Here is a 23,853-nt window from a genome sequence, read left to right on the forward strand (position 1 = left end):
AAGCAAAAAAAGACTCAACTTCCGAGCCTTTTCCGTCAACGACAACTTCTTATCCAGCTCAATGATCACGAACTTCCAAATACTTCTCCAGCTTGCGCTTGACGCGCTGAAGCGCATTATCAATCGATTTCACATGCCGATCCAGGTCTACGGCAATTTCCTGATAGGATCTTCCGTCCAAATACAGCATCAGCACTTTTCGTTCCAGGTCGCTCAGAATCTCCGACATTTTGTCTTCCAGGCCAACAAACTCTTCCTGGTTGATGATCAGTTCCTCTGGATCGCTAACCTGTGTTCCACAAATTACGTCGAGTAACGTACGATCGGATTCTTCGTCATAAATTGGCTTATCAAGTGACACATAGGAATTCAGCGGAATGTGCTTCTGCCGCGTCGCTGTCTTGATTGCCGTAATAATCTGCCTGGTAATGCACAGCTCGGCAAACGCTTTGAACGAGGCCAGCTTGTCCCCTTTGAAGTCCCGAATAGACTTGTAGAGGCCGATCATCCCTTCCTGAATGATGTCCTCCCGATCAGCCCCAATCAGAAAATAAGATCTCGCCTTGGCGCGTACGAAATTCCGATATTTGTTGATCAGATATTCCAGCGCTTCGCTCTCACCTTCACGGACCGCTTCGACAATGTCTTCGTCGCTTTGGTAATCATACTTGGATAACATGATATCTTTGAGGTCGACACTCACAGACAATCCCTCCGGCTGCAACGCAAGGTACCCCCGTTACTCTACTCTATGAAATATACGAACAGTATATATGATGCCACCTCACACCGTCAACCACGCCGTCCCTAAAAAAGATCATGAATAACATAATTGTCAAGAGTTTCAAGATTGAAATTTATGCCAGACATCGCCGAATTTCCCCGGATCACTCCCGGCGCCAGCGTTCGAATTGCTTTAATATTTCGGGACTCAGCTTGGCCCCAAGCGTATTTCGCGTGGATTTCGCCTGATCTTCTTCGAGCCGCTTTTGCAGTTCTTTTTCATTCTGCTCGACCTCGATGAGCAGCTCCCTGGCAGATACCCTTAGCGCTCCCTGACCGAAAATGACATGCTGTTCCACCATATCGCTGGTAGCTACGTAGATTTGGCGTCTTCGCGTGCTCAACTCCCGAACGAGTCTCTCGATGCATTCATCGGCCGTCTCTTTTTCCTTGGTAAAATAAATCTGAACCTTGCTCTGAGAATACGACCTGCCGAGTCCGGGCACGAGGTATGCGTCAAACACCACGATGACCCGGCGGCCGGAAAATGCCTGATAGTCCGCAAGGCGGGAAAGAAGCCGATTCCTCGCTTCCTCCAGCCCGCTTTCCGCCAATCGGGTCAGTTCCGGCCAGTCACCGATCATGTTGTACCCGTCCACAAGAAGCACATCACGGGAATCAGCCATGGCTGTTATCCTTGCGCTTGGCGCGACCGGAGCACTTCATACATGACAACGCCCGCAGCTACCGAAGCGTTGAGCGAATTGATCTGGCCTTGCATCGGCAGTTTGATGAGCACGTCGCATTTCTCGCGAATGAGCCGGCCCATGCCTTTGTTTTCGTTTCCGATCACAAGCGCTACGGGACCTGTGAACACGCCGTTGCCAAACACGTTCTCTGTCGCGGCAACGTCCGTGCCGACTACCCATACCCCTGCCTCTTTCAGCCGATCAATCGTTTGGCCCAGGTTGCTGACCCGGGCTACAGGCACGTATTCCACCGCTCCTGCCGAAGTTTTGGACACCGTAGCCGTAACGGCTGCCGAGCGGCGTTTGGGCACAATGACGCCATGAGCTCCCGTGCAGTCTGCCGTACGCAGGATGGAACCCAGGTTATGCGGATCTTCAATCTCGTCCAGCAAGATCAGGAAAGGAGGCTCGTCCTTTTTCGCAGCCGCGGCCAAAATGTCTTCTACTTCGACGTAAGCGTAGGGAGCGGCTTGGGCCACCACGCCCTGATGCTGAATGCCTGGAACCGCTTGGTCCAGCTTGCGTTTGTCCACGTGCTGGATAACGATCCCCAGTTTTTTGGCTTCCGCAATGATCGGTCCTGTCAAATGTTTTTGCGCCGTATCTGCAATCCATATTTTGTTGATGGTCCGGCCTGAACGCAGCGCCTCCGTGACGGAGTGTTTACCGGCAATCCATTCTTCTTCCATACTTCGTTCGATCCTCTCTGTAGCGCCAAGTTGTTGGGTCGGGCCGATTCGACAGCCGGTCCCCATGCTCAACTTCGCGCATTTCGTTGATTTTCCGTTTATTTCGTCAAGCTTTGGGCGTGTTCGATGCCCTGTGTAATCAACTCGATCATCCGTTCATGTTGTCCGCTGCTGTACAAATAGCCGATCAGGCATTCCAGCGCTGTGGCATGCCTGTACTCGAGCACGTCTGCATTTTTCGGAACGCTGCCCGACTTGGCGTTGCGTCCCTGCCGGACGATATCCTGTTCTTTTTCGTTCAGCAAACTTTCGATGCCTGCCAAAATTCGACTCTGGGCCTTGGCCGACACCAGCCCCGTCGCACTTCGATGCAAATGAGCGGGTCGCATATTGGGCTTGGACAGCAAATATTGTCGAACCGCGACTTCGTAAACCGCATCGCCGATGTAAGCAAGAGCGATCGGCGGAATCAGATGGGCCGGACGCGAAGGGGGATACGGGAACCAGCCCCCGGCCGAGCGTTCCGCCGAACGACCGCCGGACGAATCCACTGCCCCGCCTGCCGGCTCAGCCTGCAGATCCGCGTCGTGTCCAGTCGTTTCAGCCACGTTGGGAGCGGTGGAGTCCATGGACGTTTTCTTCAGACCCTCGCTCATTTGCGCCGCCATCTCATGCCTTGTGCCGTATCCTCCAGCAAAATGCCTTCTGCCGACAAAATGTCGCGAATTTCATCGGCTCTTGCCCAGTTTTTCGCTTTGCGCGCTTCGGTGCGCTCTTCGATCAAACGCTCGATCTCCTCGTCCAGAAGCTCCGGCTCCGCTTCCGTATAAAGGCGGAGCACGGCGTTCAATTCCGCGAACAATTCCAGCAGCGCGCGAATGTCTCCCGCATTGACCACATCCTGCTGCAGCAGAAGATTGGCTTCGGCTGCCCATTCGAACAATGCCGTGATCGCGTCAGGCGTATTGAAATCGTCCTGCATCTTTTCATGATACTGGCTGCGAATCTGTTCCAGGCGGGCTGCCAGCTCCGCCGAAGTTTCCCGTTCCACCGTCACGGCCTGCAGGCGGTGCTTGAGGTTGCCCACAGCGTTCGCGATCCGGTCCACGCTTTTCTGAGCTTGCTCCATCGTATCCTCCGTAAAGTTCAACGGATTGCGATAATGCGTCGACAACATGAAATAACGGATGGCCTCGCGTTTGTATTGTGTTCGCAAATCTTTGACCAACACGCCGTTTCCAAGCGATTTCGACATTTTTTCATTATCGATGCGGATAAAGCCGTTATGCATCCAATAATTGGCCAGCGGCTTGCCGGTCAGCACTTCGGATTGCGCGCATTCGCACTCATGGTGCGGGAACTGCAAATCCTGTCCGCCGCCATGGATATCGAGCGTGTCGCCCAAATATTCGCGCGCCATGGCCGAGCATTCGATATGCCAGCCCGGACGCCCGTCTCCCCATGGGCTCGACCAATAAATCTCTCCCGGCTTCGCGGCCTTCCAAAGCACGAAATCTTCGGGATGTTCCTTGCGCTCATCCACGCCGATGCGGATGCCGAACTGCAGCTCTTGCAGGTTTTGCTTGGACAATTTGCCATACTCGGGGAACTTGCCCGTGCGATAATAGACGTCCCCGCCGTTTTCGTAGGCATAGCCTTTGTCGACCAATTCACGGATAAAATCGATGATAAGCGGCATGTTCTCCGTTACGCGCGGATTGCTGCTCGCTCTCGGAATGCCCAATCCTTCAAGGTCTTCATAATACGCCGCGATGAACTTCTCGGCGACATGAGGCACATCTGTTCCAAGCTGCTCCGCTTTGCGGATGAGCTTGTCGTCGACATCGGTAAAATTCACGACATAATTCACTTCATGGCCGATCTGTTCAAGATAACCGCGAACCGCGTCGAAAAAGATCACCGGCCGGGCATTCCCGATGTGAATATAATCATATACGGTCGGGCCGCATACATACATTTTTACCTTCCCCTGCTCTTGGGGAACAAATTCTTCCTTCGCACGACTCATCGTATTATAAATATGAAGCGTCATAGTCACTTTCCTTTCGTCCGTTTCCGTATATAAAACTTGAACCTAAAATTCTGAACGTTAATCACCGTTCTTTGGCACGGGAGAGCGATCGTATCAACAGCCGCCTAACCGGTGCAAGCCTCCGCCAAATTAACCTTTGCTTCCCCCGTTAATTGTATCACGCTCGCGCTCGGTTTCGCGCGCTGATTGCATTGTACGCATTTCGTCCCGCAATCGTTCGATTTCCTGCTGCATGCTGCGCAAGGAGTCAACGACCGGATCGGGAAGCTGCTGGTTCAAGCGATCCACCCGTTTGCCATCCCGTTTGACGATCTTACCCGGAATGCCCACCACCGTACTATTTGGCGGAACTTCCTTCAGCACGACCGAATTGGCGCCGATATTGCTCTGATCGCCGACGCGAAATGAACCCAGCACCTTTGCACCTGACGAGATAACCACATTATTGCCAATTGTGGGGTGTCTCTTTCCCTTTTCTTTCCCGGTCCCCCCGAGGGTCACCCCCTGGTAAATGACGACATCATCGCCGATCTCGCACGTTTCGCCAATCACGACGCCCATGCCGTGGTCAATGAACAACCGCTCGCCGATCGTTGCACCAGGGTGAATCTCAATACCTGTCATAAAGCGGCTGACTTGCGAAATAACCCGTGCCAAAGAAAACCATTTCCGTTTGTACAACGCGTGTGCCATGCGGTGTGCCCATATGGCGTGCAAGCCGGAATAGGTAAACACCACCTCAAACCAACCGCGCGCCGCCGGATCGTTTTCAAATACCGCCTGAATATCCGATCTGATCTTTTTGAACATGTTCTTCCCCTCTTGTTCAGTTCTGCGTTCTCCCGCTTGCGCAGGAAACAGGATCTTCATGATCGTGCGCCAAGCTCGAATCCTCTCTCATGCATTGGTGTACCGGGATTTTTAAAGCGAACCACCATCGCGCACCCTAATGGCTTCCGCAGGATAATCGTGAGTCCGCGCTCCCAGGTGCAATAAAAAAACGCCCCTGCAGCCCGAAGCTGCAGAGGCGTTGGTCGCGGTCCCACTCTGCTTGGTTCTTTCGTAAGCAACGCAAAATATGCGTAACGCACGCAAGAACCCTCTTGCGGTCCGGTAACGGGAACCACTCGGCATAACCTATCCTGACGTTTTCCTGATCTATTCGTGCTCAGGCGGGGCCGGATTCGGCTGTGCGGCTCACGGGCGCAATTCGGCTGACGGACAGCGGATGGCTCGCAGCCACCGCTCACAGGCCTTTTCAACCCTGCGAACGGGACCATCCTCTCTGGTGCTGTCCGGTTCAGCGTACTCCTCCCGGTCCTTGCCGTTTGTATGATTAACGTAAATTGAACATCTAAAATCAAAACTTATGCCTTTGTGTTGCTATTATAGCGAAAAGGACAGAGACTGACAATAACGTTCCTTGCCTCAGACACACAAAATGTTAAACGAGTTACGCGCCTTGAACCTGTGCGTGCAGACGCTCGATGACCGTATCCTTGCCCAGCAGCACGATCGTTTGGTTCAAATCGCGACCATGGGTTTGACCGGTCAACGCTACACGAATCGGCATAAAGAGCTGTTTGCCCTTAAACCCGGTTTCCTTCTGCACTTCCTTGATCAAAGCAGCCATTTTGCTTGGCGTGAATTCATCGCTGTCCTGTACCTTATCGGCAAAAGCCTTCAGCACGGTCGGCACTTGCTCCTCTGCCAGAACGGCACTTGCTTCCTCGTCCAGTTCCAGGCTCGAGCGGAAAAACACCTCAGACAAGGCCACGATGTCGGAAGCAGCCGTCATTTGCTCTTGGTACAAACGTACAAGCGCGTGCGCCCATTCCCGCTGCTCGGACGACAATTCGGCCGGAAGGCGGCCCGCTTTTTGCAAATGCGGAATGGCCATTTCGGCAATTCGTTCCGGATCGGCATTTTTGATGTAATGGTTGTTCAGGTAGGCCAGCTTGTTCGTATCGAAAACTGCCGGGCTCTTCGACAGGCGCTTCGTATCGAAAATGGAAATCAGCTGCTCTTGCGAGAAAATTTCCTCTTCCCCTTCCGGAGACCAGCCAAGCAAGGAAATGAAATTGAACAACGCTTCGGGCAAATAACCGAGCTCTTCATACTGCGAGATGAACTGAATGACGGATTCGTCGCGTTTGCTCAGCTTTTTGTGGTTCTCGCCTACGATCAGCGTCATGTGGCCGAATATCGGCGGCTCCCAGCCGAGCGCTTCGTAAATCATCAGCTGACGCGGCGTGTTCGAAATATGATCCTCTCCCCGCAGCACGTGGGTGATTTTCATCAGATGATCGTCAATGGCAACGGCGTAGTTGTACGTGGGAATGCCGTCTTTTTTTACGATGACGAAGTCTCCGCTCTCTTTGCTGTTAAATGAAATAGTGCCCTTCACCATGTCATCGAACGTGTATACCCGCTCTTCAGGTACGCGGAAACGGATGCTAGCCACGCGGCCCTCGGCCTCGAACGCCTCAATTTGCTCCGGAGTCAGGTTCCGGTGCTTGCCTGAATAACGCGGCGTTTCGCCACGCGCGGTCTGCTCCTCACGCTCCTGCTCCAGTTCTTCTTCCGTGCAGTAGCAGCGGTATGCCAGCCCTTTATCCAATAATTCCTGCGTATATTTCCGGTAGATATCAAGGCGCTCGGTTTGGCGGTACGGTCCGTATTCGCCGCCCACATCAATGCTCTCGTCCCAATCCATGCCCAGCCATTTCAAATATTTCAGCTGGCTTTCTTCCCCGCCCGCAATGTTGCGTTTCACGTCCGTATCCTCGATACGGATGATGAATTTTCCGTTATTGTGTTTGGCATACAAGTAGTTAAACAGCGCGGTCCGGGCATTCCCGATATGCAGGTGCCCCGTCGGACTCGGCGCATAGCGCACACGAACTTCCGTGCTCATACTATCCCCTCCGTCTCTAATTCGTTGATGATACCACGGGTCCCCGAACCAGGCAAACCACGGATTGGGCAGCTATGCCTTCTCCTCGGCCCGGGAATCCAAGCTGCTCGGTCGTCGTCGCTTTGACGTTGACTTGCTCCACGTCCGCTTCAAGCGCCTTGGCAATGATCTCCGCCATTTGAGGGATATACGGAGCCATTTTCGGCTTCTGGGCAATGATGGTCGAATCAATGTTGCCCAAACGGTATCCACGCTCTTTGGCGAGCTTCCATACATGCCCAAGCAGCTTCAGACTATCGGCATCCTTGAATTCGGGATCCATATCCGGGAAATGCTTGCCGATGTCTCCCAGCGCAAGCGCCCCGAGAATGGCATCGCTGATGGCATGCAGCAGCACGTCGGCATCGGAATGCCCCAGCAAACCTTTGTCATGCGGGATCGTGACTCCGCCAATAATGCACGGGCGTCCCTCTACCAGTTGGTGTACGTCAAACCCTTGTCCTACGCGTATCATTGTTTCTTCTCTCCCCCCAGCACAAATGCGGCATAATGCAAATCTTCCGGTGTAGTCAATTTGATATTGGTATAACTGCCTTCCACAACTTTGACGGACATGCCGTGGCGCTCCGCCAGCATGGCATCGTCCGTTCCCAGAAATCCGTCCCGTTCCGCCGACTCGTGCGCATGGAGCAGGGAAGAAAGACGAAAAGCCTGCGGGGTCTGAATGCTCCACAGACTGCTGCGTTCGGGCGTTGCAATGACGATGCCCTCAGCATTGACTTGTTTGATCGTATCCTTCACCGGTACAGCCAGCACGGCAGCTCCAATGTCTATCGCGGCCTGCATGCAAGCCCGGATCTGTTCCCCGCTCACAAAAGGACGAACCCCGTCGTGAACGAGGACCCACTCGGTGCCCAGAGCTTTTAAGCCTTCATGCACCGAATGTTGCCGCTCCTTCCCTCCGGGGATGACGCGTACGCGCGATTCCAGACGATATTCCTTTACCCATTTCAGGCAGCGTTCAACGTCCGCCGCTCCAGTCACAAGCACGATTTCGCCAATGTCGTCCAAAGCGGCAAACACTTCAAGCGTATGTATGAAAACGGGCTTGTCCTGCAGCAGCAGAAACTGCTTGCTCTCATCGGTACCCATTCGGGTTCCCCGTCCTGCTGCCACAACGACAACGCCCCATTCTTTCCTCATGCCGCGATCCCTGCCTTGTCTGTCAGTTTATCGCTGATCGATATTCCCGCGCCTCGGGACGCGTTCGGGCTATCGCCAAACGACACACTACCCATCATACCGCTTTATTGGGCTTTTTCCAACAGTTTCGGTTTCGCAAAAATCATTCGTCCCGCAGAAGTCTGCAGTACGCTGGTGACGAGCACCTCCATCATCAGGCCGATGTAATCGCGCCCGCCTTCAACTACGATCATGGTGCCGTCATCCAGATAAGCGACGCCCTGACCGTTTTCCTTGCCGTCCTTGATGATCTGTACCATGATCTCTTCGCCAGGCAGCACCACCGGCTTCACTGCATTGGCAAGGTCGTTGATGTTCAACACCGAAACCCCTTGAAGCTCGCACACTTTGTTGAGGTTGAAATCGTTGGTTACCACTTTGCCCTGCAGTACTTTGGCCAGCTTGACCAGCTTGCTGTCGACCTCGGAAATCTCTTCGAAATCTCCTTCGTAGATCAAAACTTTAACGTCGAGCTCTTTCTGGATTTTGTTCAGAATGTCCAGACCACGCCGGCCGCGGTTACGCTTGAGCAGATCCGAGGAATCGGCAATATGCTGCAGCTCCTCCAGCACGAATTCCGGAATGACGATGGTTCCCTCAATGAATCCGGTTTTGCAGATATCCGCGATGCGGCCATCGATGATGACACTCGTATCCAAAATTTTGTGCTCCTCGAGCCGTCTCTCTTCTTCTGCACCATCGCCGTGTCCCCAGCGTCCGGACATCCAGAAGGCTGCCAGATCCTCTTTCTTTGCCATGGCCAGCATATATCCCGAATACGCACTGATCATCGTCAAAGCCAGCTGAAGCACTTCCCCGGATGTTCCCAACCATGCCAGGCACGGGGAGAGCAGCAGCGCAACGACAAGTCCTGTGAGGATGCCGGCTGCACCAGCAGCCAGTTCGTTCATCGGAATTTTGGCCAGTGCATCAATGCCATGATTCAATTTCGCGGCAAGCATTGTTCCTCCAATGCTGCATAATGCGATGAACAGCACCGCACCGAGAATGGTCGCTATGCCCGCGCCCAACAACCCTGCCGATTGAATCCATTCCGCCATCCAAGGGACCGATTTTCCAGCCAGTTGATATGCCGTGTAACCAAACCATGCACCGCACAATCCCGTAAAAGTTAAAATGCCTCTTTTCCACATAAGTCCCCTGCACCTCCTTCAAATGTTTTCTCATATCCAGTATGATCCAATTCGCGGATTGCTAATCCGTTAAACAAGAACTTTTTGGAAGTGAAGCAATCCTTGGTTGAAGGAGGTAAATTATTGGCATATAATGAATTCAATTCATAACCGAGGTGAGTGGGCAAAATGAGTACGCCAAGTTTACAGTCATTTCAGGATCAGGTTTCCGAGCTGTTGCTTCGTCATCGCAGTCTGATTGATGTACTGTCCAAAACGGGACAAGCCGGTGCTTCCGTGAACCGTGCCGTGTCCAAGGCCATTACCGAGTGTGGCTGCATTGAACTGCACGCCACCAAGCAGAAGTATGCTCCCGGGCGCAATATTGCGCAAAATACGCCCTTGCTCGAGACCCATGTGGAAGGTGAATTGTGCGAAAACTGCAAGGAGGTTATCAGCTCCGAACTGGGCCGCAACCTGTTTTATATGTCGGCACTCTGCAATCTGCTGAACATTAGCATGGAAGACGTCGTCGAAAGCGAGTCCCAGAAATGCTCGACGCTTGGCATGTTTAATTTGTCTTAAGTAAAATACAGATCACACGGCTTGCAAATCGTTAAGTTAATATCACTTGCATAAATCATTTCCTGGCACCTAGGTGGCATGGAAAATAAATTCAAAAAAGCACGCCTCTTTCCTTTCGGAAAATGCGTGCTTTTCTCATGTTTCTTGGATCGGCTATGCAATAATAATGAACGGCACAACGTCAATTGGAATCACCGGGAGGATTTTTCGTCCTTGCGCTTTTTGGCCCGGTTTCGGGACGCGGTGGTTCGCATGCTATGTTTCATTCCGTAGAGTGCGTATAACACCAAGGGGATAAAAATCAGTTTGGATAACTGCTCCGGGAACATCACCGCCATCCCCACGGCCAGCAATACAACCCAGGGTGCGATCCATATCGCTTTTCGCGGAAAGCCCACTTTTTTGAAATTGGGATACTTGAGGGAGCTGACCATAAGATAAGACAACAAGAGCGTGGCAATCATCATGCTGACCGGACTGATGTCTTTATTGAACAACGTCAGCGTTGCAAGCACGCCTCCGGCTGCCGGAATCGGAAGACCCGTAAAATACCCCGGGATTCCGGGACGTACGTTAAAGCGAGCCAAACGGATCGCGCCGCAGATGGGGAAGCTTGCCGTGGCGATCCATGCCAGCATGGGCAGGGTGTCCTGAAACGATACCATGAACATGATCAGCGCTGGCGCTGCTCCAAACGAAACCATGTCCGAAAGGGAATCCAATTCTTTCCCGAAGTCGCTTTGAGCATCTAGAGCCCGGGCCACCCTGCCATCCAAACCATCCAGCAGCATGGCGATGATGACCATAATGGCAGCCAAGCTGTAACTTTCGTTGATTGCCAGCAGAATCGCCATCATTCCAAGAAACAGATTGCCCAGGGTAAAGAGATTCGGAATGAATCTTGTTATCATCGTTGTTCACCTCATCGTCTTGGAACCATTCTCGCAGAACCCTATTCACGTTCAAATATTCCATTCTTATCTGTTTACGGCACCGTGGAGTTAAGGGTTACATCTGTCTGTCAATGAACATCTGCTCCTGCAGACGTTTCAGGCCTTCCTTGATCGTGCGGGCACGGACTTCACCGATGCCGTCCACCTCATCCAATTCTTCGATCGTTGCCATGATCACGTGCGGAAGCTGTTCGAACCGTTCCACCAAATTGTGAATGATCACGTTGGGAAGACGAGGTATCTTATTCAATACCCTGAATCCGCGAGGCGCAACCGATTCTTCGGATGTCGCAGCGGAGGAAGGATAACCTAACAAACGCACGATATGATGCGCGTCCAGCAATTCGTCGTCAGACAACCGTTTCAATCCCAAAATGATATCGCGGATTTTTTCATCGCTATCGTCGCGCGCATAATCCTTATAGAGCAACCAGGCTTCTTCCTCCGTTGTGCCGACCAGTTCCTCCATTTGCATCGAAATCAGCCGTCCTTCGTTGCCAAGCTCGTGAATGTAACGTTTGATTTCCATTTTGATGCGCATGACCATCTCGGTCCGTTGGATGACATTGACCACCTCCGGAATCGTCACCAGCTCTTCGAATTCCGATGCGCTAAGATTCGTCAGAGCTTGCGTGAGAACCGCCTTGTATTTCTCCAGCGTCTGGATGGCCTGATTCGCTTTCGTCAAAATGACTCCGATCTCCTTGAGCGAGTATCGCAGCGTTCCTTGATAAAGAGTAATGATATTTCTCCGTTGGGAGATGGAAACGACGAGTTTTCCCGTTTGCTTTGCCACACGTTCCGCTGTTCGGTGACGAATGCCCGTCTCTGAGGACGAGATCGATGAATCCGGGATCAGCTGAGTATTGGCATATAAAATGCGCTTCAAATCTTCGCTAAGAATGATGGCGCCGTCCATTTTGGCAAGCTCATACAAATAGTTCGGGGAGAAGTCGCAATTAATGGAGAATCCTCCATCCACCACTTCCATTACCTCGGGACTGTAGCCGACGACCAGCAATGCTCCCGTTTTGGCGCGCAGCACGTTCTCCAACCCTTCCCGGAACGGTGTGCCTGGCGCGATCAGCCTTAATAAATCATTCATTTTATCCAGTTGGCTCGAATCCTTCATCTCTTATGCCCCCTAATCTAAAGCAACCGCTAGTGCATCTGCCACAGTATTCACACCGATCAACTGTATTCCGCGGGGATGCTTCCACCCCTTCAAACTTTTTTCGGGTAAAATGACCCGTTTAAATCCAAGCTTCTCCGCTTCCTTTACGCGCTGTTCTGCACGCGATACCGCTCTGACCTCCCCCGTCAGGCCGATTTCGCCAAAAATGACGTCATCCGGCTTGGTCGGCACATCCCGCAAGCTGGATGCTATACTGACCGCGACGGCCAGGTCAACAGCAGGCTCATCCAGACGGACTCCGCCCGCCACGTTCAGATAGGCGTCTTGCGTTTGCAAAAACATGCCCATCCTTTTCTCCAGTACGGCAATGATCAGGTTTAAACGATGATGATCGATGCCTGTCGCCATCCGGCGCGGGGATGGAAAGTGGGTTGCCGATATCAGCGCCTGCAGTTCCACAAGCATCGGCCGCGTGCCTTCCATGCTGGCGACGACGGTAGATCCTGCCACGCCGAGCGGGCGCTCCGACAAAAACAATTCGGAAGGGTTGCCCACTTCGCGCAGCCCATCCTCGCCCATTTCGAAAATGCCGATCTCGTTCGTTGAGCCGAAACGGTTTTTGACCGCTCGCAACAAGCGATACGTGTGGTGACGCTCTCCCTCGAAATAAAGAACGCAATCCACCATATGCTCCAGCAAGCGGGGACCCGCAATGGCTCCTTCCTTCGTAACATGCCCCACAAGTACGGTTGCAATGCCCTTGCCTTTCGCAATTCGCATGAATCGCGAGGTACACTCCCTGACTTGGGCAACGCTGCCGGGGGCGCTGGTCACCTCGGGCAAGTACACGGTCTGGATCGAATCGATGACAAGAAAATGCGGTTGGATCTGCTCCACCGCCTCTTCAACACGTTCCATATTCGTCTCGCATAAAACGTACAATTCGGGCGATAACGCATTGAGGCGATCTGCCCGCAATTTGGTTTGTTTCACCGACTCCTCTCCCGAAACGTATAACACCCTCAAACCTGAATGGGTTAACGCATGGGATGTCTGAAGCATCAGCGTGGATTTCCCGATTCCGGGGTCTCCCCCCACCAATACAAGGGAGCCTGGAACGATGCCGCCGCCCAGCACGCGGTTCAACTCACCGATGCCCGTATGCACGCGAGGTTCCTGGCCACTATCTATGTTTATGATGGGAAGGGGTTTATCTTTACTGTCAAACAGAGGTGAATTTCTTCCCTGCGTTTTGACAATTGTTTCCGTTTCCTCCACCATGGAGTTCCAGGATTGGCAGCCCGGGCATTTGCCGTACCACTTCGGGGCTTCGTAGCCGCATTCTGTACACTGAAACTTGGTCTTTGTTTTAGCCACTTCAGCCTCCTGAAAAGTTTTATTTTATTTCAACGTTTTGCATTTTTCGACGAATTTTGACCTGAACATCCTGACAGGCAGGCATACTAAAAGTTTACCATTGTTTGAGATTTTTCGTAAAGGATTATCGTAAACTTTACACATGTTGTTGCATAGCAAAAAGAGGCCCGCCAAAAATCGGCAGGCCTCTTTGTACTTAACGTCCGATCGGCCGAAGCCGAAAGGAATAACTTTATGGTCGGATCTAGGACGGAACCCGTCCATGAAGATCCGCTTATTTGGTTTCGATTTCCTCATTGGCAGGAGCAATTTCCTTTTTCGTAACCGACAGCTCGCCGTCTTTTTCATCAATCAACAACGAATCGCCTTTCTTTACGCTGCCTGTGAGCAATTCTTCGGACAGACGATCCTCGATGTGCTTCTGAATGGCCCGGCGCAATGGACGTGCACCGTAAGCGGGATCAAAGCCTGCTTTAGCCAGGAACGCTTTGGCCGAATCCGTCAATTCGAAGTCCACATCGTAATCACGCAGACGTTTGCGCAGTTCTTCGCTCATAAGAGAAACGATCTCGGCGATATGTTTCTCTTCGAGAGAATGGAATACGATGATTTCGTCGATCCGGTTCAAGAACTCCGGACGGAAGCTTTTCTTCAGCTCATCCATCACTTTGCCCTTCATGTTGCTGTAATCGGCGCCCGCATCCATAACCGCGGTGAAGCCGAGCGTGGAATTGCGTTTGATCGCTTCAGCTCCGACATTGGATGTCAGAATGATGAGGGTATTGCGGAAGTCGACAACCCGGCCCTTGGAATCGGTCAGGCGTCCATCCTCCAGCACCTGCAGCAAGATGTTGAACACTTCAGGGTGTGCCTTCTCAACTTCGTCCAGCAATACGACGGAATATGGTTTGCGGCGCACTTTCTCGGTCAGCTGACCGCCTTCTTCATAACCAACGTATCCTGGGGGCGCTCCGACCAGACGAGCCGTGGAGTGTTTCTCGCCATATTCGGACATGTCGATGCGGATTACCGCATTTTCGTCACCGAACATCGCTTCTGCCAAGGCACGAGCCAGCTCGGTTTTACCGACCCCGGTTGGACCGAGGAAGATGAAGGAGCCCATTGGACGCTTCGGATCTTTCAGACCGGCACGTGCGCGGCGTACGGCACGGCTCACGGATTTAACGGCTTCATCCTGACCGATGACGCGTTCATGCAAAATTTGCTCCAGATTCAGCAAACGCTGAGTTTCTTCTTCTTTCAGCTTGTTCACCGGAATGCCGGTCCAGTTCGCTACGACTTGAGCGATGTCTTCCGGTGTTACTTCGGAATCGGTGCGTCCCTGTTTTTCTTTCCATTGGTTTTTGGTCAGATCCAGTTCTTCGCGAATTTTTTGTTCAGTATCGCGCAGCGCTGCCGCTTTTTCGAATTCCTGGCTTTGGACGGCTGCGTCTTTCTCCTTGCGGATATCTTCAAGACGGCCTTCCAGCTGTTTCAGATTCGGCGGAATGGTATACGAGTTCAGCCTTACTTTGGAACCCGCTTCGTCAATCAGGTCAATCGCTTTGTCCGGCAGGAAACGATCCGTAATATACCGATCGGACAGTTTCACGGCCTGTACAATGGCCTCATCCGTAATTTTCACGCGGTGATGCGCTTCGTAACGATCACGCAAGCCGTGCAAAATTTGAATGGCTTCTTCCGGAGAAGGCTGATCCACCGTAATCGGTTGGAAACGGCGCTCCAACGCAGCGTCTTTCTCGATGTATTTGCGGTACTCATCCAGCGTTGTTGCCCCGATGCATTGCAGCTCACCGCGTGCCAGCGCCGGTTTCAGGATGTTGGAAGCATCGATGGCGCCTTCGGCTCCACCTGCACCAATCAGGGTGTGCAGCTCGTCAATGAACAGCACGATGTTGCCTGCCTGACGAATTTCGTCCATGATTTTTTTCAAACGATCTTCGAATTCGCCCCGGTATTTCGTACCTGCAACGACCGAACCCATATCCAGAGTCATTACGCGTTTGTCTCGCAGCGTTTCCGGAATTTCGTTATTGATGATTTTTTGGGCAAGGCCTTCGGCAATCGCCGTTTTACCTACGCCCGGCTCCCCGATCAATACCGGGTTGTTTTTGGTGCGGCGGCTCAACACCTGAATTACGCGTTCGATTTCCTTGCTGCGGCCAATAACCGGATCAAGGTTGTTTTCTTTCGCGTATGCCGTCAAATCGCGGGCCAAGCTGTCCAGCGTTGGCGTGCTAACGTTCGCAGGTGCTCCATTATGGCTGGATACCGCTTCGCTGCTGCCAAGCAATTGCAATACTTGCTGACGAGCCTTGTTGAGGCTAATACCCAAATTGTTGAGCACACGTGCCGCAACGCCTTCACCCTCGCGGATCAGACCAAGCAAAATATGTTCTGTGCCCACATAAGTGTGGCCCAGCTTGCGTGCCTCATCCATGGACAATTCGATCACTTTTTTCGCACGAGGCGTATATGCAATGTTCGTAGGCTGCTCCTGGCCGCGGCCAATCAGCGTCTCTACTTCATCTTGAATTTTTTCCAATCCGAGTCCCAGGCCGATCAGCGCTTTGGCCGCAATGCCTTCGCCTTCTCGAATGAGGCCGAGCAAAATATGCTCTGTACCGATGTTATTGTGACCGAGACGGACAGCTTCTTCCTGCGCGAGTGCGAGCACCTTCTGGGCCCGTTCCGTAAATCTTCCAAACATCATATCTCCTGCACCTCCATGGTTTTGGATATAAGCGGGACCATTCTAATTTAAAGGCTCCGCTGTAGTAATCTTTGTTGTGATGCTTTTTTGCGGCCATATGCCGCGAATAATATCATTATATAAAAGCCGCTTTAACGCGGACGTGAAACCCAAATCGATTCTCTGGTGAAGCCGTTAGGAATTTTTGGTTGTACTGATCGTATCACGAATCAGCTGCGCACGGTAGATGTCCCGTTCATCCGCTCGCATGTCTTCCCCGAACGTTTTCTGCAAAAAGCCGGGTTGCGTCATGACGTTAAGCTCATTCATGACGGGGATGGACAATCCATCAAGGAGACCAAGGTCCACACCCAACCTGACGTCGGAAAGGCGCTGTGCCGCTTCTTTGGAATCCATGACAGCCGCATAGGACAAAATACCGTAAGAACGCATCACCCTATCCGTGATTCGCAGCCTGGAGTCCGTCATCAAACGTTTTCTCGCTGTACGTTCATGCTCGATAATTTGGAGCACCACGCCGTGCAGATTGTCGATGACTTCCTGCTCCGTCTGTCCAAGCGTAATCTGGTTGGAAATCTGGAACAGGTTTCCCATCGCCTCACTGCCTTCCCCATAGATGCCTCGTACGGTAAGCCCCACTTGGGAAACGGCCGTCAAAATACGGCCAATCTGCTGTGTCATGACCAGTGCAGGCAGATGCATCATGACCGATGCTCTGACCCCTGTGCCTACATTCGTCGGACAGCTGGTCAGATAACCTCTTCGATCATCGAAGGCATAATCCACATGGGCTTCAAAAGCATCATCGATCGAAGATGCCCTCTCCCACGCTTCCTTCACCTGAAATCCCGGATAAAGACATTGGATGCGCAGATGGTCCTCTTCGTTAATCATGATGCTGATGGATTCATCCTCGCTCAGAATGACGGCGCCATTTCTGGACTCGCTCGCCAAGCTGGGACTGATCAGATGTTTCTCGACGAGCACCCTTTTATCAAGGTCAGGGACATCTGCCAACTCCAACGTGTGGAAATTGGCAAAAGCCCGAATATCATCATGTTGAAGCACTTCGCTCAGTTTGTTCAGCACTTCTTCGGATTGCTGGTTGGTAGCCAGCATCGGAAACGGATAGTGCTGCAGGTTGCGGGCGATTCGAACGCGGCTGCTGATGACGATTTCGGAATCGGCTGCATCGCTTCGCATCCAGTCGCTTAGTGCCTGTTCCGTGAAGCGCAGACTAGGCATTTGCATATCCCTCCTACTCATGACTCTTGACCAAACTTTACTCCTGAGCCAGCCGTTTTTCAAGCTCCCGGATCTGATCGCGGATCCCCGCGGCGGCTTCGAATTCCTCTCCGGCAATGCTTTCCTGAAGGTCCTTCTTCAGATCGGCGATTTGCCGTTTCAGCTTGATGCGTCCCCCCGCTCTCGCAGGGACCTTACCCACATGAGAGGTGCTGCCATGCACCCGCTTGAATAACGGATCCAGCCGACTGTCGAAATATTTATAACATGAGCTGCAGCCGAATCGGCCGATTTTGCTAAACTGTGAATAGGTCATTCCGCACTCTTCGCATCTCAGCGATTGTGGAGAGGATGCGCCTGCGGAGCCGTTTTTGCCGGCAGGATCGAAATCAAGCAACCCCGACAACAGGTTGTGAATCGAGAATCCGCCTGCTGTTCCAGGGATAATCTCCCCTTTTTCGCGAGCACATGACTCGCAAATATGAAATTCCGTCTTTTCTCCATTTACGATTTTCGTGAAATGAAGTGTCGCCGGACGTTTGTTGCATTCCTGGCACAGCATAATGATGTACCCCCCAAACGTTTTATTTACCGAGCAACGAGATGATCATTGCTTTCAACATTCTGGCACGAATTTGATCCCGGTAAGGAAGTTTGACCATTATAATTTCCCTCGACATCGCGGCACGCATTAAAGCTGCCTCCCGCTTGCTCAGGAAACGCGCTTCCTCAAGTTGATAAATCAGCCCCTCAGCCGCCGTCTGCCCGATCTCCTCGCCTATGCTATGGTGCAAATGGTGATGTAGGTCCGAATGTGCGGGCAATTCGATCCGTTGTATCCGGACATAACCGCCGCCACCACGTTTGCTTTCGACCAGGTAACCTTTTTCGAGCGTAAAACGCGTGCTGATGACATAGTTGATCTGCGAAGGCACGCATGAGAATTGATCAGCAAGGTCGTTGCGCTGAATCTCAATCATCCCCTCGGGACTTTCATGCAAAATACTCTTCAGATATTGTTCGATAACATCAGAGATATTACGCATCGACTCATCCTCCACTGTTTGAAACGTTAAGTCAATTAGGACCCACACGCCCCCACAGAGTACAACCTCTCCCCCATTTTAACCATTCAAGGAAACAACGAATCTGCATTCCAAGCCGGCAACCGGTGGGTGAGGACGCTTGAAGTTCTGATGGAAATTCGCCTTATCACCACAAGATCAAGGCTGATTTCGACTTTCAGTTGACTTTGACTTTCTTTGACTTTGTTTACATTATAACATATTCTGTGGTTTTGCCAAGAGGGGTCTTCCTTCATTTTTTACGATTTTACACGAAATATTCCGCATATACAAAAAAACCTCTCTCCATCGTGGAAAGAAGTCCTTTTGTCTTCCATTTTCTCCGTATCTCTCGTTAAGCGCTCCATGCCCCAATCGGGAATTCCTCGCTCCCCACCGTTTCCGGCAGGACATCTCAAAAAAAGTCCAGCAGATACGTCTCCCTATTCGGAATGGCCCGTTCCAGTGCGGCCACACTCTCCGTATTGCCTTCAATACGACCCATAGCCAACAGCTCCGAAGGTCTTTTATAGCCCAAAAGCATCGTTGTTAGCGTCTGAATGCTGACCTTGACGTCTTGGCCGTTCGCGTTCGTTTCTGCAGAAGACTTCCAGATGGAGGCCGTGCCGTTTAACGCAATATTCAATTCCCATACGCCCTCATTCCACGGAGCATGTTCGTCCTGGACTTGAAGCATAAGGCGAATCGGGGAATCCAGGTCTGCAAAAGGGTACTGCGATACAAACTGCTCCACGCTCACGATTCGCGCCATAAAGTATGGAACGATCTCCTGCTGGATTCGCGGATTATCCAGTCGAAAAGCAAGATCATCGCTCGCAGGCGCCTGAAGCGTCACCTCTTCAATCATGGAATCGTGGTTGGCAATGAATGTCCAGAGCCCCTGTTTCGCTTCTTCGTTCAGGCAGACCATCTCATCGATGGTAAACTTGCGATCCTTCACCTCGTATAAAACGTAGCCCTGCGGTTGTTTGGCTGCATCGTAATACACGGCCTTCTGGCTGGTACCTTCCGTCAATACGGAGTACTCCCACCAATTTCGATCCCGAACGAGCGTTCCGTTAAACCGGCTTGCGTAAGCCTGGTATATCGTATCGAGCAGTTCGAGCTCAGGCTCACCCCGACGAATCGCACCAGGGGTCTCCTTCTTTGCAGGCAGATGCGTTACCGGGACTCGATACTTCTTGTATTCGATGTACGCTTCCCATCCGTATTTGCGGTAAAAGCCAAATGAAAATGGATGTAAAAACGAAATGCTTTGCTTGTTGCGATTCATCTCTTTTAGCGCATGGCGCAATAAGCTGGCGACCCATCCTTTGCGTCGATATTCGGGCCAGGTGGCAACCCCCGCAATCCCGCCCATGGCAAACGCCTTTTCATGAATATAGGTCTCAAAAGGAACAATGTGGAGCTTCGCTCCCAGTTGTCCTCCTTCATATACACCCCATGTGTCCTGAGCATTAAACTGACTGCGCCGCTTCTCCTTCTTTTCTTCGGTCAAAACGTACTGAAAGGCATACTGGGAGAGCGCAATGCTGTCTTCGTAGTCATCTGTCGTTAATTTGCGAATGTCCATATCCTTCTGCACCTCGTTCTCTGAATTTTCGGATTGAGCCACTATAAGCCATTGATCCAAAAGAATGTCTCATCTTATGAGTCTGTCAGAGGTACGGAACAAAGTCAATTCATGTATACTTATTATTATAAAATAAAAAAACCACCACCGATGACATCGGCAGTGGTTCTTCGCTTGGCGGCTTCCTACTCTCCCAGGACCCTGCGGTCCAAGTACCATCGGCGCTAGAGGGCTTAACGGTCGTGTTCGGGATGGGAACGTGTGGAACCCCTCCGCCATCGCCACCAAACATGATTTTTCGAAGCCTACGCTTCTCGAAATCGCTGCGAGAAAAGTTCAGCCCTTAAAGGACAGCCTATTCTCAAGCCCAGAGATTGCTCTCTGAAAACTGGATTCGAAACGAAACTTGCGATCTTAGAACCTGCATTTCTTTGGATAAGCCCTCGACCGATTAGTACTGGTCAGCTCCATGCATTGCTGCACTTCCACCCCCAGCCTATCTACCTCGTCGTCTTCAAGGGGTCTTACTAATTGGGAAATCTCATCTTGAGGGGGGCTTCACGCTTAGATGCTTTCAGCGCTTATCCCGTCCGTACATAGCTACCCAGCGGTGCTCCTGGCGGAACAACTGGTACACCAGCGGTACGTCCATCCCGGTCCTCTCGTACTAAGGACAGCTCCTCTCAAATTTCCTACGCCCACGACAGATAGGGACCGAACTGTCTCACGACGTTCTGAACCCAGCTCGCGTACCGCTTTAATGGGCGAACAGCCCAACCCTTGGGACCTACTTCAGCCCCAGGATGCGATGAGCCGACATCGAGGTGCCAAACCTCCCCGTCGATGTGGACTCTTGGGGGAGATAAGCCTGTTATCCCCAGGGTAGCTTTTATCCGTTGAGCGATGGCCCTTCCATGCGGTACCACCGGATCACTAAGCCCGACTTTCGTCCCTGCTCGACTTGTAGGTCTCGCAGTCAAGCTCCCTTATGCCTTTGCACTCTTCGAATGATTTCCAACCATTCTGAGGGAACCTTTGGGCGCCTCCGTTACTCTTTAGGAGGCGACCGCCCCAGTCAAACTGCCCACCTGACACTGTCCCCGTACCCGATCAGGGCACCAGGTTAGAACCTAGATACGATCAGGGTGGTATCCCAACGGTGCCTCCACACAAGCTGGCGCTCATGCTTCTCAGGCTCCCACCTATCCTGTACAGATCGTACCCAAATTCAATATCAAGCTGCAGTAAAGCTCCATGGGGTCTTTCCGTCTTGTCGCGGGTAACCTGCATCTTCACAGGTATTAAAATTTCACCGGATCTCTCGTTGAGACAGCGCCCAAGTCGTTACGCCATTCGTGCGGGTCAGAATTTACCTGACAAGGAATTTCGCTACCTTAGGACCGTTATAGTTACGGCCGCCGTTTACTGGGGCTTCGGTTCACAGCTTCGGGATTGCTCCCTAACCGCTCCCCTTAACCTTCCAGCACCGGGCAGGCGTCAGCCCGTATACTTCGCCTTACGGCTTCGCACAGACCTGTGTTTTTGCTAAACAGTCGCTTGGGCCTTTTCACTGCGGCCCCCTCGTGCTATTCACACTACCGGGGCACCCCTTCTCCCGAAGTTACGGGGTCATTTTGCCGAGTTCCTTAACGAGAGTTCTTCCGCGCGCCTTAGAATTCTCTTCTCGCCTACCTGTGTCGGTTTGCGGTACGGGCACCTTCATCTGGCTAGAGGCTTTTCTTGGCAGTGTGAGATCATGACCTTCGCTACTGTAATTTTCACTCCCCATCACAGCTCAGCCTTACGGTTAGCGGATTTGCCTACTAACCAGCCTCACTGCTTGGACAGGCATCCATCAGCCTGCGTCACTACCCTACTGCGTCCCCCCATCGCTCGTAACGATTTACGGTGGTACAGGAATTTCGACCTGTTGTCCTTCGACTACGCCTTTCGGCCTCGCCTTAGGTCCCGACTTACCCTGAGCGGACGAGCCTTCCTCAGGAACCCTTAGGCTTTCGGCGGATCAGATTCTCACTGATCTTTTCGTTACTCATACCGGCATTCTCACTTGTATGCTCTCCAGCGCTCCTTACGGTACACCTTCAACGTACATACAACGCTCCCCTACCCCTGATCATAAGATCAAGCCATAGCTTCGGTGGTGTGTTTAGCCCCGTTACATTTTCGGCGCAGAGTCACTCGACCAGTGAGCTATTACGCACTCTTTAAATGGTGGCTGCTTCTAAGCCAACATCCTGGTTGTCTGTGCAACTCCACATCCTTTCCCACTTAACACACACTTGGGGACCTTAGCTGATGGTCTGGGCTGTTTCCCTTTTGACAATGGATCTTAGCACTCACTGTCTGACTCCCGGAAGTAAGTCTATGGCATTCGGAGTTTGACTGAGCTTGGTAACCCTTGCGGGCCCCGCACCCAATCAGTGCTCTACCTCCACGACTCTGTTTTCCGAGGCTAGCCCTAAAGCTATTTCGGGGAGAACCAGCTATCTCCGAGTTCGATTGGAATTTCTCCGCTACCCCCACCTCATCCCCGCACTTTTCAACGTGCGTGGGTTCGGGCCTCCAGTGCGTGTTACCGCACCTTCACCCTGGACAGGGGTAGATCACCCGGTTTCGGGTCTACGTCCACGTACTATGTCGCCCTATTCAGACTCGCTTTCGCTGCGGCTCCGGCTTCTCACCTTAACCTTGCACGGGAACGTAACTCGCCGGTTCATTCTACAAAAGGCACGCCATCACCCCTAAAACGGGCTCTGACTTCTTGTAAGCACACGGTTTCAGGTTCTATTTCACTCCCCTTCCGGGGTGCTTTTCACCTTTCCCTCACGGTACTGCTTCACTATCGGTCGCTAGGAAGTATTTAGCCTTGGCAGATGGTCCTGCCGGATTCATACGGGGTTTCACGTGCCCCGCACTACTCGGGATCCGTCTCGGAGGGAGCAGACTTTCAATTACAGGGCTTTTACCTTCTATGGCGGGCCTTTCCAGACCTCTTCGTTTAACCGGCTCCTTTGTAACTCCATGTGAGACGTCCCACAACCCCAGAGAGCAAGCTCTCTGGTTTGGGCTGTTCCGCGTTCGCTCGCCGCTACTGACGGAATCACTATTGTTTTCTCTTCCTCAGGGTACTTAGATGTTTCAGTTCCCCTGGTATGCCTCTCCTGCCCTATGTATTCAGACAAGAGTAACTGGGTATTACGCCAGCTGGGTTTCCCCATTCGGACATCCCCGGATCAAAGCTTGCTTACAGCTCCCCGAGGCAGTATCGTTGTTCGCCACGTCCTTCATCGGCTCCTAGCGCCTAGGCATCCTCCGTGTGCTCTTAGTAGCTTAACCAATTGCTCGGATGAGCAATGCAGTTTTCACTAATATATAAACTTGTTGACACAAGTTCAGCTAGGATGATTGTTGATCGGTTACTTGAACCGAACAAGCATTCATCCGAAAAGGAATGTTCTAATTCGCATTTTTCGTTTCGATATCCAGTTTTCAAAGAACAAGCTATTTCAGATGAAATTCGTTGGTGGAGCCAAGCGGGATCGAACCGCTGACCTCCTGCTTGCAAGGCAGGCGCTCTCCCAGCTGAGCTATGGCCCCTCAAATTCCATCAAAACTGAACAAATGAATAAGCAATTGTTG

General features: G+C 52.0%; 19 protein-coding genes, 1 tRNA gene and 2 rRNA genes. 1 reads left to right on the top strand and 21 read right to left on the bottom strand.

Going from position 1 to position 23,853, the window contains the following annotated elements; genetic code table 11:
- Window positions 1–58: 58 nt before the first annotated feature.
- The 10 genes from sigH to MKY59_RS27885 all read right to left on the bottom strand — a co-directional run bounded on the left by sigH (window position 59) and on the right by MKY59_RS27885 (window position 9,527).
- Window positions 59–703: an RNA polymerase sporulation sigma factor SigH gene (gene sigH, locus MKY59_RS27840; protein ID WP_236421383.1), complete on the bottom strand. Its 645-nt coding sequence runs from the start codon at window positions 701–703 to the stop codon at window positions 59–61.
- Between the two features lie 184 nt (window positions 704–887).
- Entirely contained in the window at window positions 888–1,409 is a 522-nt protein-coding gene (locus MKY59_RS27845) for an NYN domain-containing protein (protein WP_236421382.1), read from the bottom strand.
- A gap of 5 nt (window positions 1,410–1,414) precedes the next feature.
- Entirely contained in the window at window positions 1,415–2,161 is a 747-nt protein-coding gene (gene rlmB / locus MKY59_RS27850) for a 23S rRNA (guanosine(2251)-2'-O)-methyltransferase RlmB (protein WP_339274795.1), read from the bottom strand.
- A gap of 98 nt (window positions 2,162–2,259) precedes the next feature.
- Entirely contained in the window at window positions 2,260–2,817 is a 558-nt protein-coding gene (locus MKY59_RS27855; protein ID WP_339274797.1) for a ribonuclease III domain-containing protein, read from the bottom strand.
- A complete protein-coding gene (cysS, locus tag MKY59_RS27860; RefSeq protein ID WP_339274799.1) occupies window positions 2,814–4,214 on the bottom strand; it encodes a cysteine--tRNA ligase in 1,401 nt (466 codons plus the stop codon). The genes MKY59_RS27855 and cysS overlap by 4 nt, the downstream gene beginning before the upstream one ends.
- A gap of 129 nt (window positions 4,215–4,343) precedes the next feature.
- Window positions 4,344–5,024: a serine O-acetyltransferase gene (gene cysE, locus MKY59_RS27865; protein ID WP_236421379.1), complete on the bottom strand. Its 681-nt coding sequence runs from the start codon at window positions 5,022–5,024 to the stop codon at window positions 4,344–4,346.
- Window positions 5,025–5,667: 643 nt separating this feature from the next.
- On the bottom strand, window positions 5,668–7,131 hold the full coding sequence (gene gltX, locus MKY59_RS27870; protein ID WP_236421378.1) for a glutamate--tRNA ligase: 1,464 nt from the start codon (window positions 7,129–7,131) through the stop codon (window positions 5,668–5,670).
- Between the two features lie 16 nt (window positions 7,132–7,147).
- On the bottom strand, window positions 7,148–7,645 hold the full coding sequence (gene ispF / locus MKY59_RS27875) for a 2-C-methyl-D-erythritol 2,4-cyclodiphosphate synthase (RefSeq protein WP_339274801.1): 498 nt from the start codon (window positions 7,643–7,645) through the stop codon (window positions 7,148–7,150).
- Window positions 7,642–8,334 (bottom strand): 2-C-methyl-D-erythritol 4-phosphate cytidylyltransferase, encoded by a 693-nt coding sequence (gene ispD, locus MKY59_RS27880; protein ID WP_236421376.1) that lies wholly within the window; start codon window positions 8,332–8,334, stop codon window positions 7,642–7,644. The genes ispF and ispD overlap by 4 nt, the downstream gene beginning before the upstream one ends.
- A 104-nt stretch (window positions 8,335–8,438) precedes the next feature.
- A complete protein-coding gene (locus MKY59_RS27885; protein ID WP_236421375.1) occupies window positions 8,439–9,527 on the bottom strand; it encodes a PIN/TRAM domain-containing protein in 1,089 nt (362 codons plus the stop codon).
- A gap of 168 nt (window positions 9,528–9,695) precedes the next feature.
- On the opposite strand from MKY59_RS27885, the gene MKY59_RS27890 reads away from it, so the two are divergent.
- The gene (locus MKY59_RS27890; protein WP_339274804.1) at window positions 9,696–10,091 is read left to right on the top strand and encodes a DUF1573 domain-containing protein; all 396 of its coding nucleotides are present in this window, start codon (window positions 9,696–9,698) and stop codon (window positions 10,089–10,091) included.
- 191 nt (window positions 10,092–10,282) lie between these two features.
- Here MKY59_RS27890 and pssA read toward each other — a convergent pair whose 3' ends face one another.
- From pssA to MKY59_RS27945, 11 genes are all read right to left on the bottom strand, one after another.
- Complete coding sequence (pssA, locus tag MKY59_RS27895) at window positions 10,283–11,002, bottom strand: CDP-diacylglycerol--serine O-phosphatidyltransferase (protein ID WP_236421373.1); 720 nt, start codon at window positions 11,000–11,002, stop codon at window positions 10,283–10,285.
- A gap of 97 nt (window positions 11,003–11,099) precedes the next feature.
- Window positions 11,100–12,176 (bottom strand): DNA integrity scanning diadenylate cyclase DisA, encoded by a 1,077-nt coding sequence (disA, locus tag MKY59_RS27900; RefSeq protein WP_236421372.1) that lies wholly within the window; start codon window positions 12,174–12,176, stop codon window positions 11,100–11,102.
- Between the two features lie 12 nt (window positions 12,177–12,188).
- Window positions 12,189–13,556, bottom strand: a complete 1,368-nt coding sequence (gene radA / locus MKY59_RS27905) for a DNA repair protein RadA (RefSeq protein WP_236421371.1) — start codon at window positions 13,554–13,556, stop codon at window positions 12,189–12,191.
- 274 nt (window positions 13,557–13,830) lie between these two features.
- Window positions 13,831–16,290, bottom strand: a complete 2,460-nt coding sequence (clpC, locus tag MKY59_RS27910) for an ATP-dependent protease ATP-binding subunit ClpC (protein ID WP_236421370.1) — start codon at window positions 16,288–16,290, stop codon at window positions 13,831–13,833.
- Between the two features lie 174 nt (window positions 16,291–16,464).
- Entirely contained in the window at window positions 16,465–17,535 is a 1,071-nt protein-coding gene (locus MKY59_RS27915; RefSeq protein WP_236421369.1) for a protein arginine kinase, read from the bottom strand.
- Window positions 17,536–17,572: 37 nt separating this feature from the next.
- Window positions 17,573–18,097 carry a UvrB/UvrC motif-containing protein gene (locus tag MKY59_RS27920; protein WP_236421368.1) on the bottom strand — a complete coding sequence of 175 codons (525 nt, stop codon included), beginning with the start codon at window positions 18,095–18,097 and terminating at the stop codon, window positions 17,573–17,575.
- 22 nt (window positions 18,098–18,119) lie between these two features.
- On the bottom strand, window positions 18,120–18,581 hold the full coding sequence (locus tag MKY59_RS27925) for a CtsR family transcriptional regulator (RefSeq protein WP_236421367.1): 462 nt from the start codon (window positions 18,579–18,581) through the stop codon (window positions 18,120–18,122).
- A 433-nt stretch (window positions 18,582–19,014) separates the two neighbouring features.
- On the bottom strand, window positions 19,015–20,193 hold the full coding sequence (locus MKY59_RS27930; protein ID WP_339278489.1) for a GNAT family N-acetyltransferase: 1,179 nt from the start codon (window positions 20,191–20,193) through the stop codon (window positions 19,015–19,017).
- Window positions 20,194–20,365: 172 nt separating this feature from the next.
- Window positions 20,366–20,482, bottom strand: a 5S ribosomal RNA gene (gene rrf, locus MKY59_RS27935).
- A gap of 142 nt (window positions 20,483–20,624) precedes the next feature.
- Window positions 20,625–23,550 (bottom strand): 23S ribosomal RNA (locus MKY59_RS27940).
- 185 nt (window positions 23,551–23,735) lie between these two features.
- Window positions 23,736–23,811 (bottom strand) — tRNA-Ala (locus MKY59_RS27945).
- Window positions 23,812–23,853: the final 42 nt, after the last annotated feature.

It is taken from the genome of Paenibacillus sp. FSL W8-0426, assembly GCF_037969725.1.
In the GTDB taxonomy this organism is placed as follows: domain Bacteria; phylum Bacillota; class Bacilli; order Paenibacillales; family Paenibacillaceae; genus Paenibacillus; species Paenibacillus hubeiensis.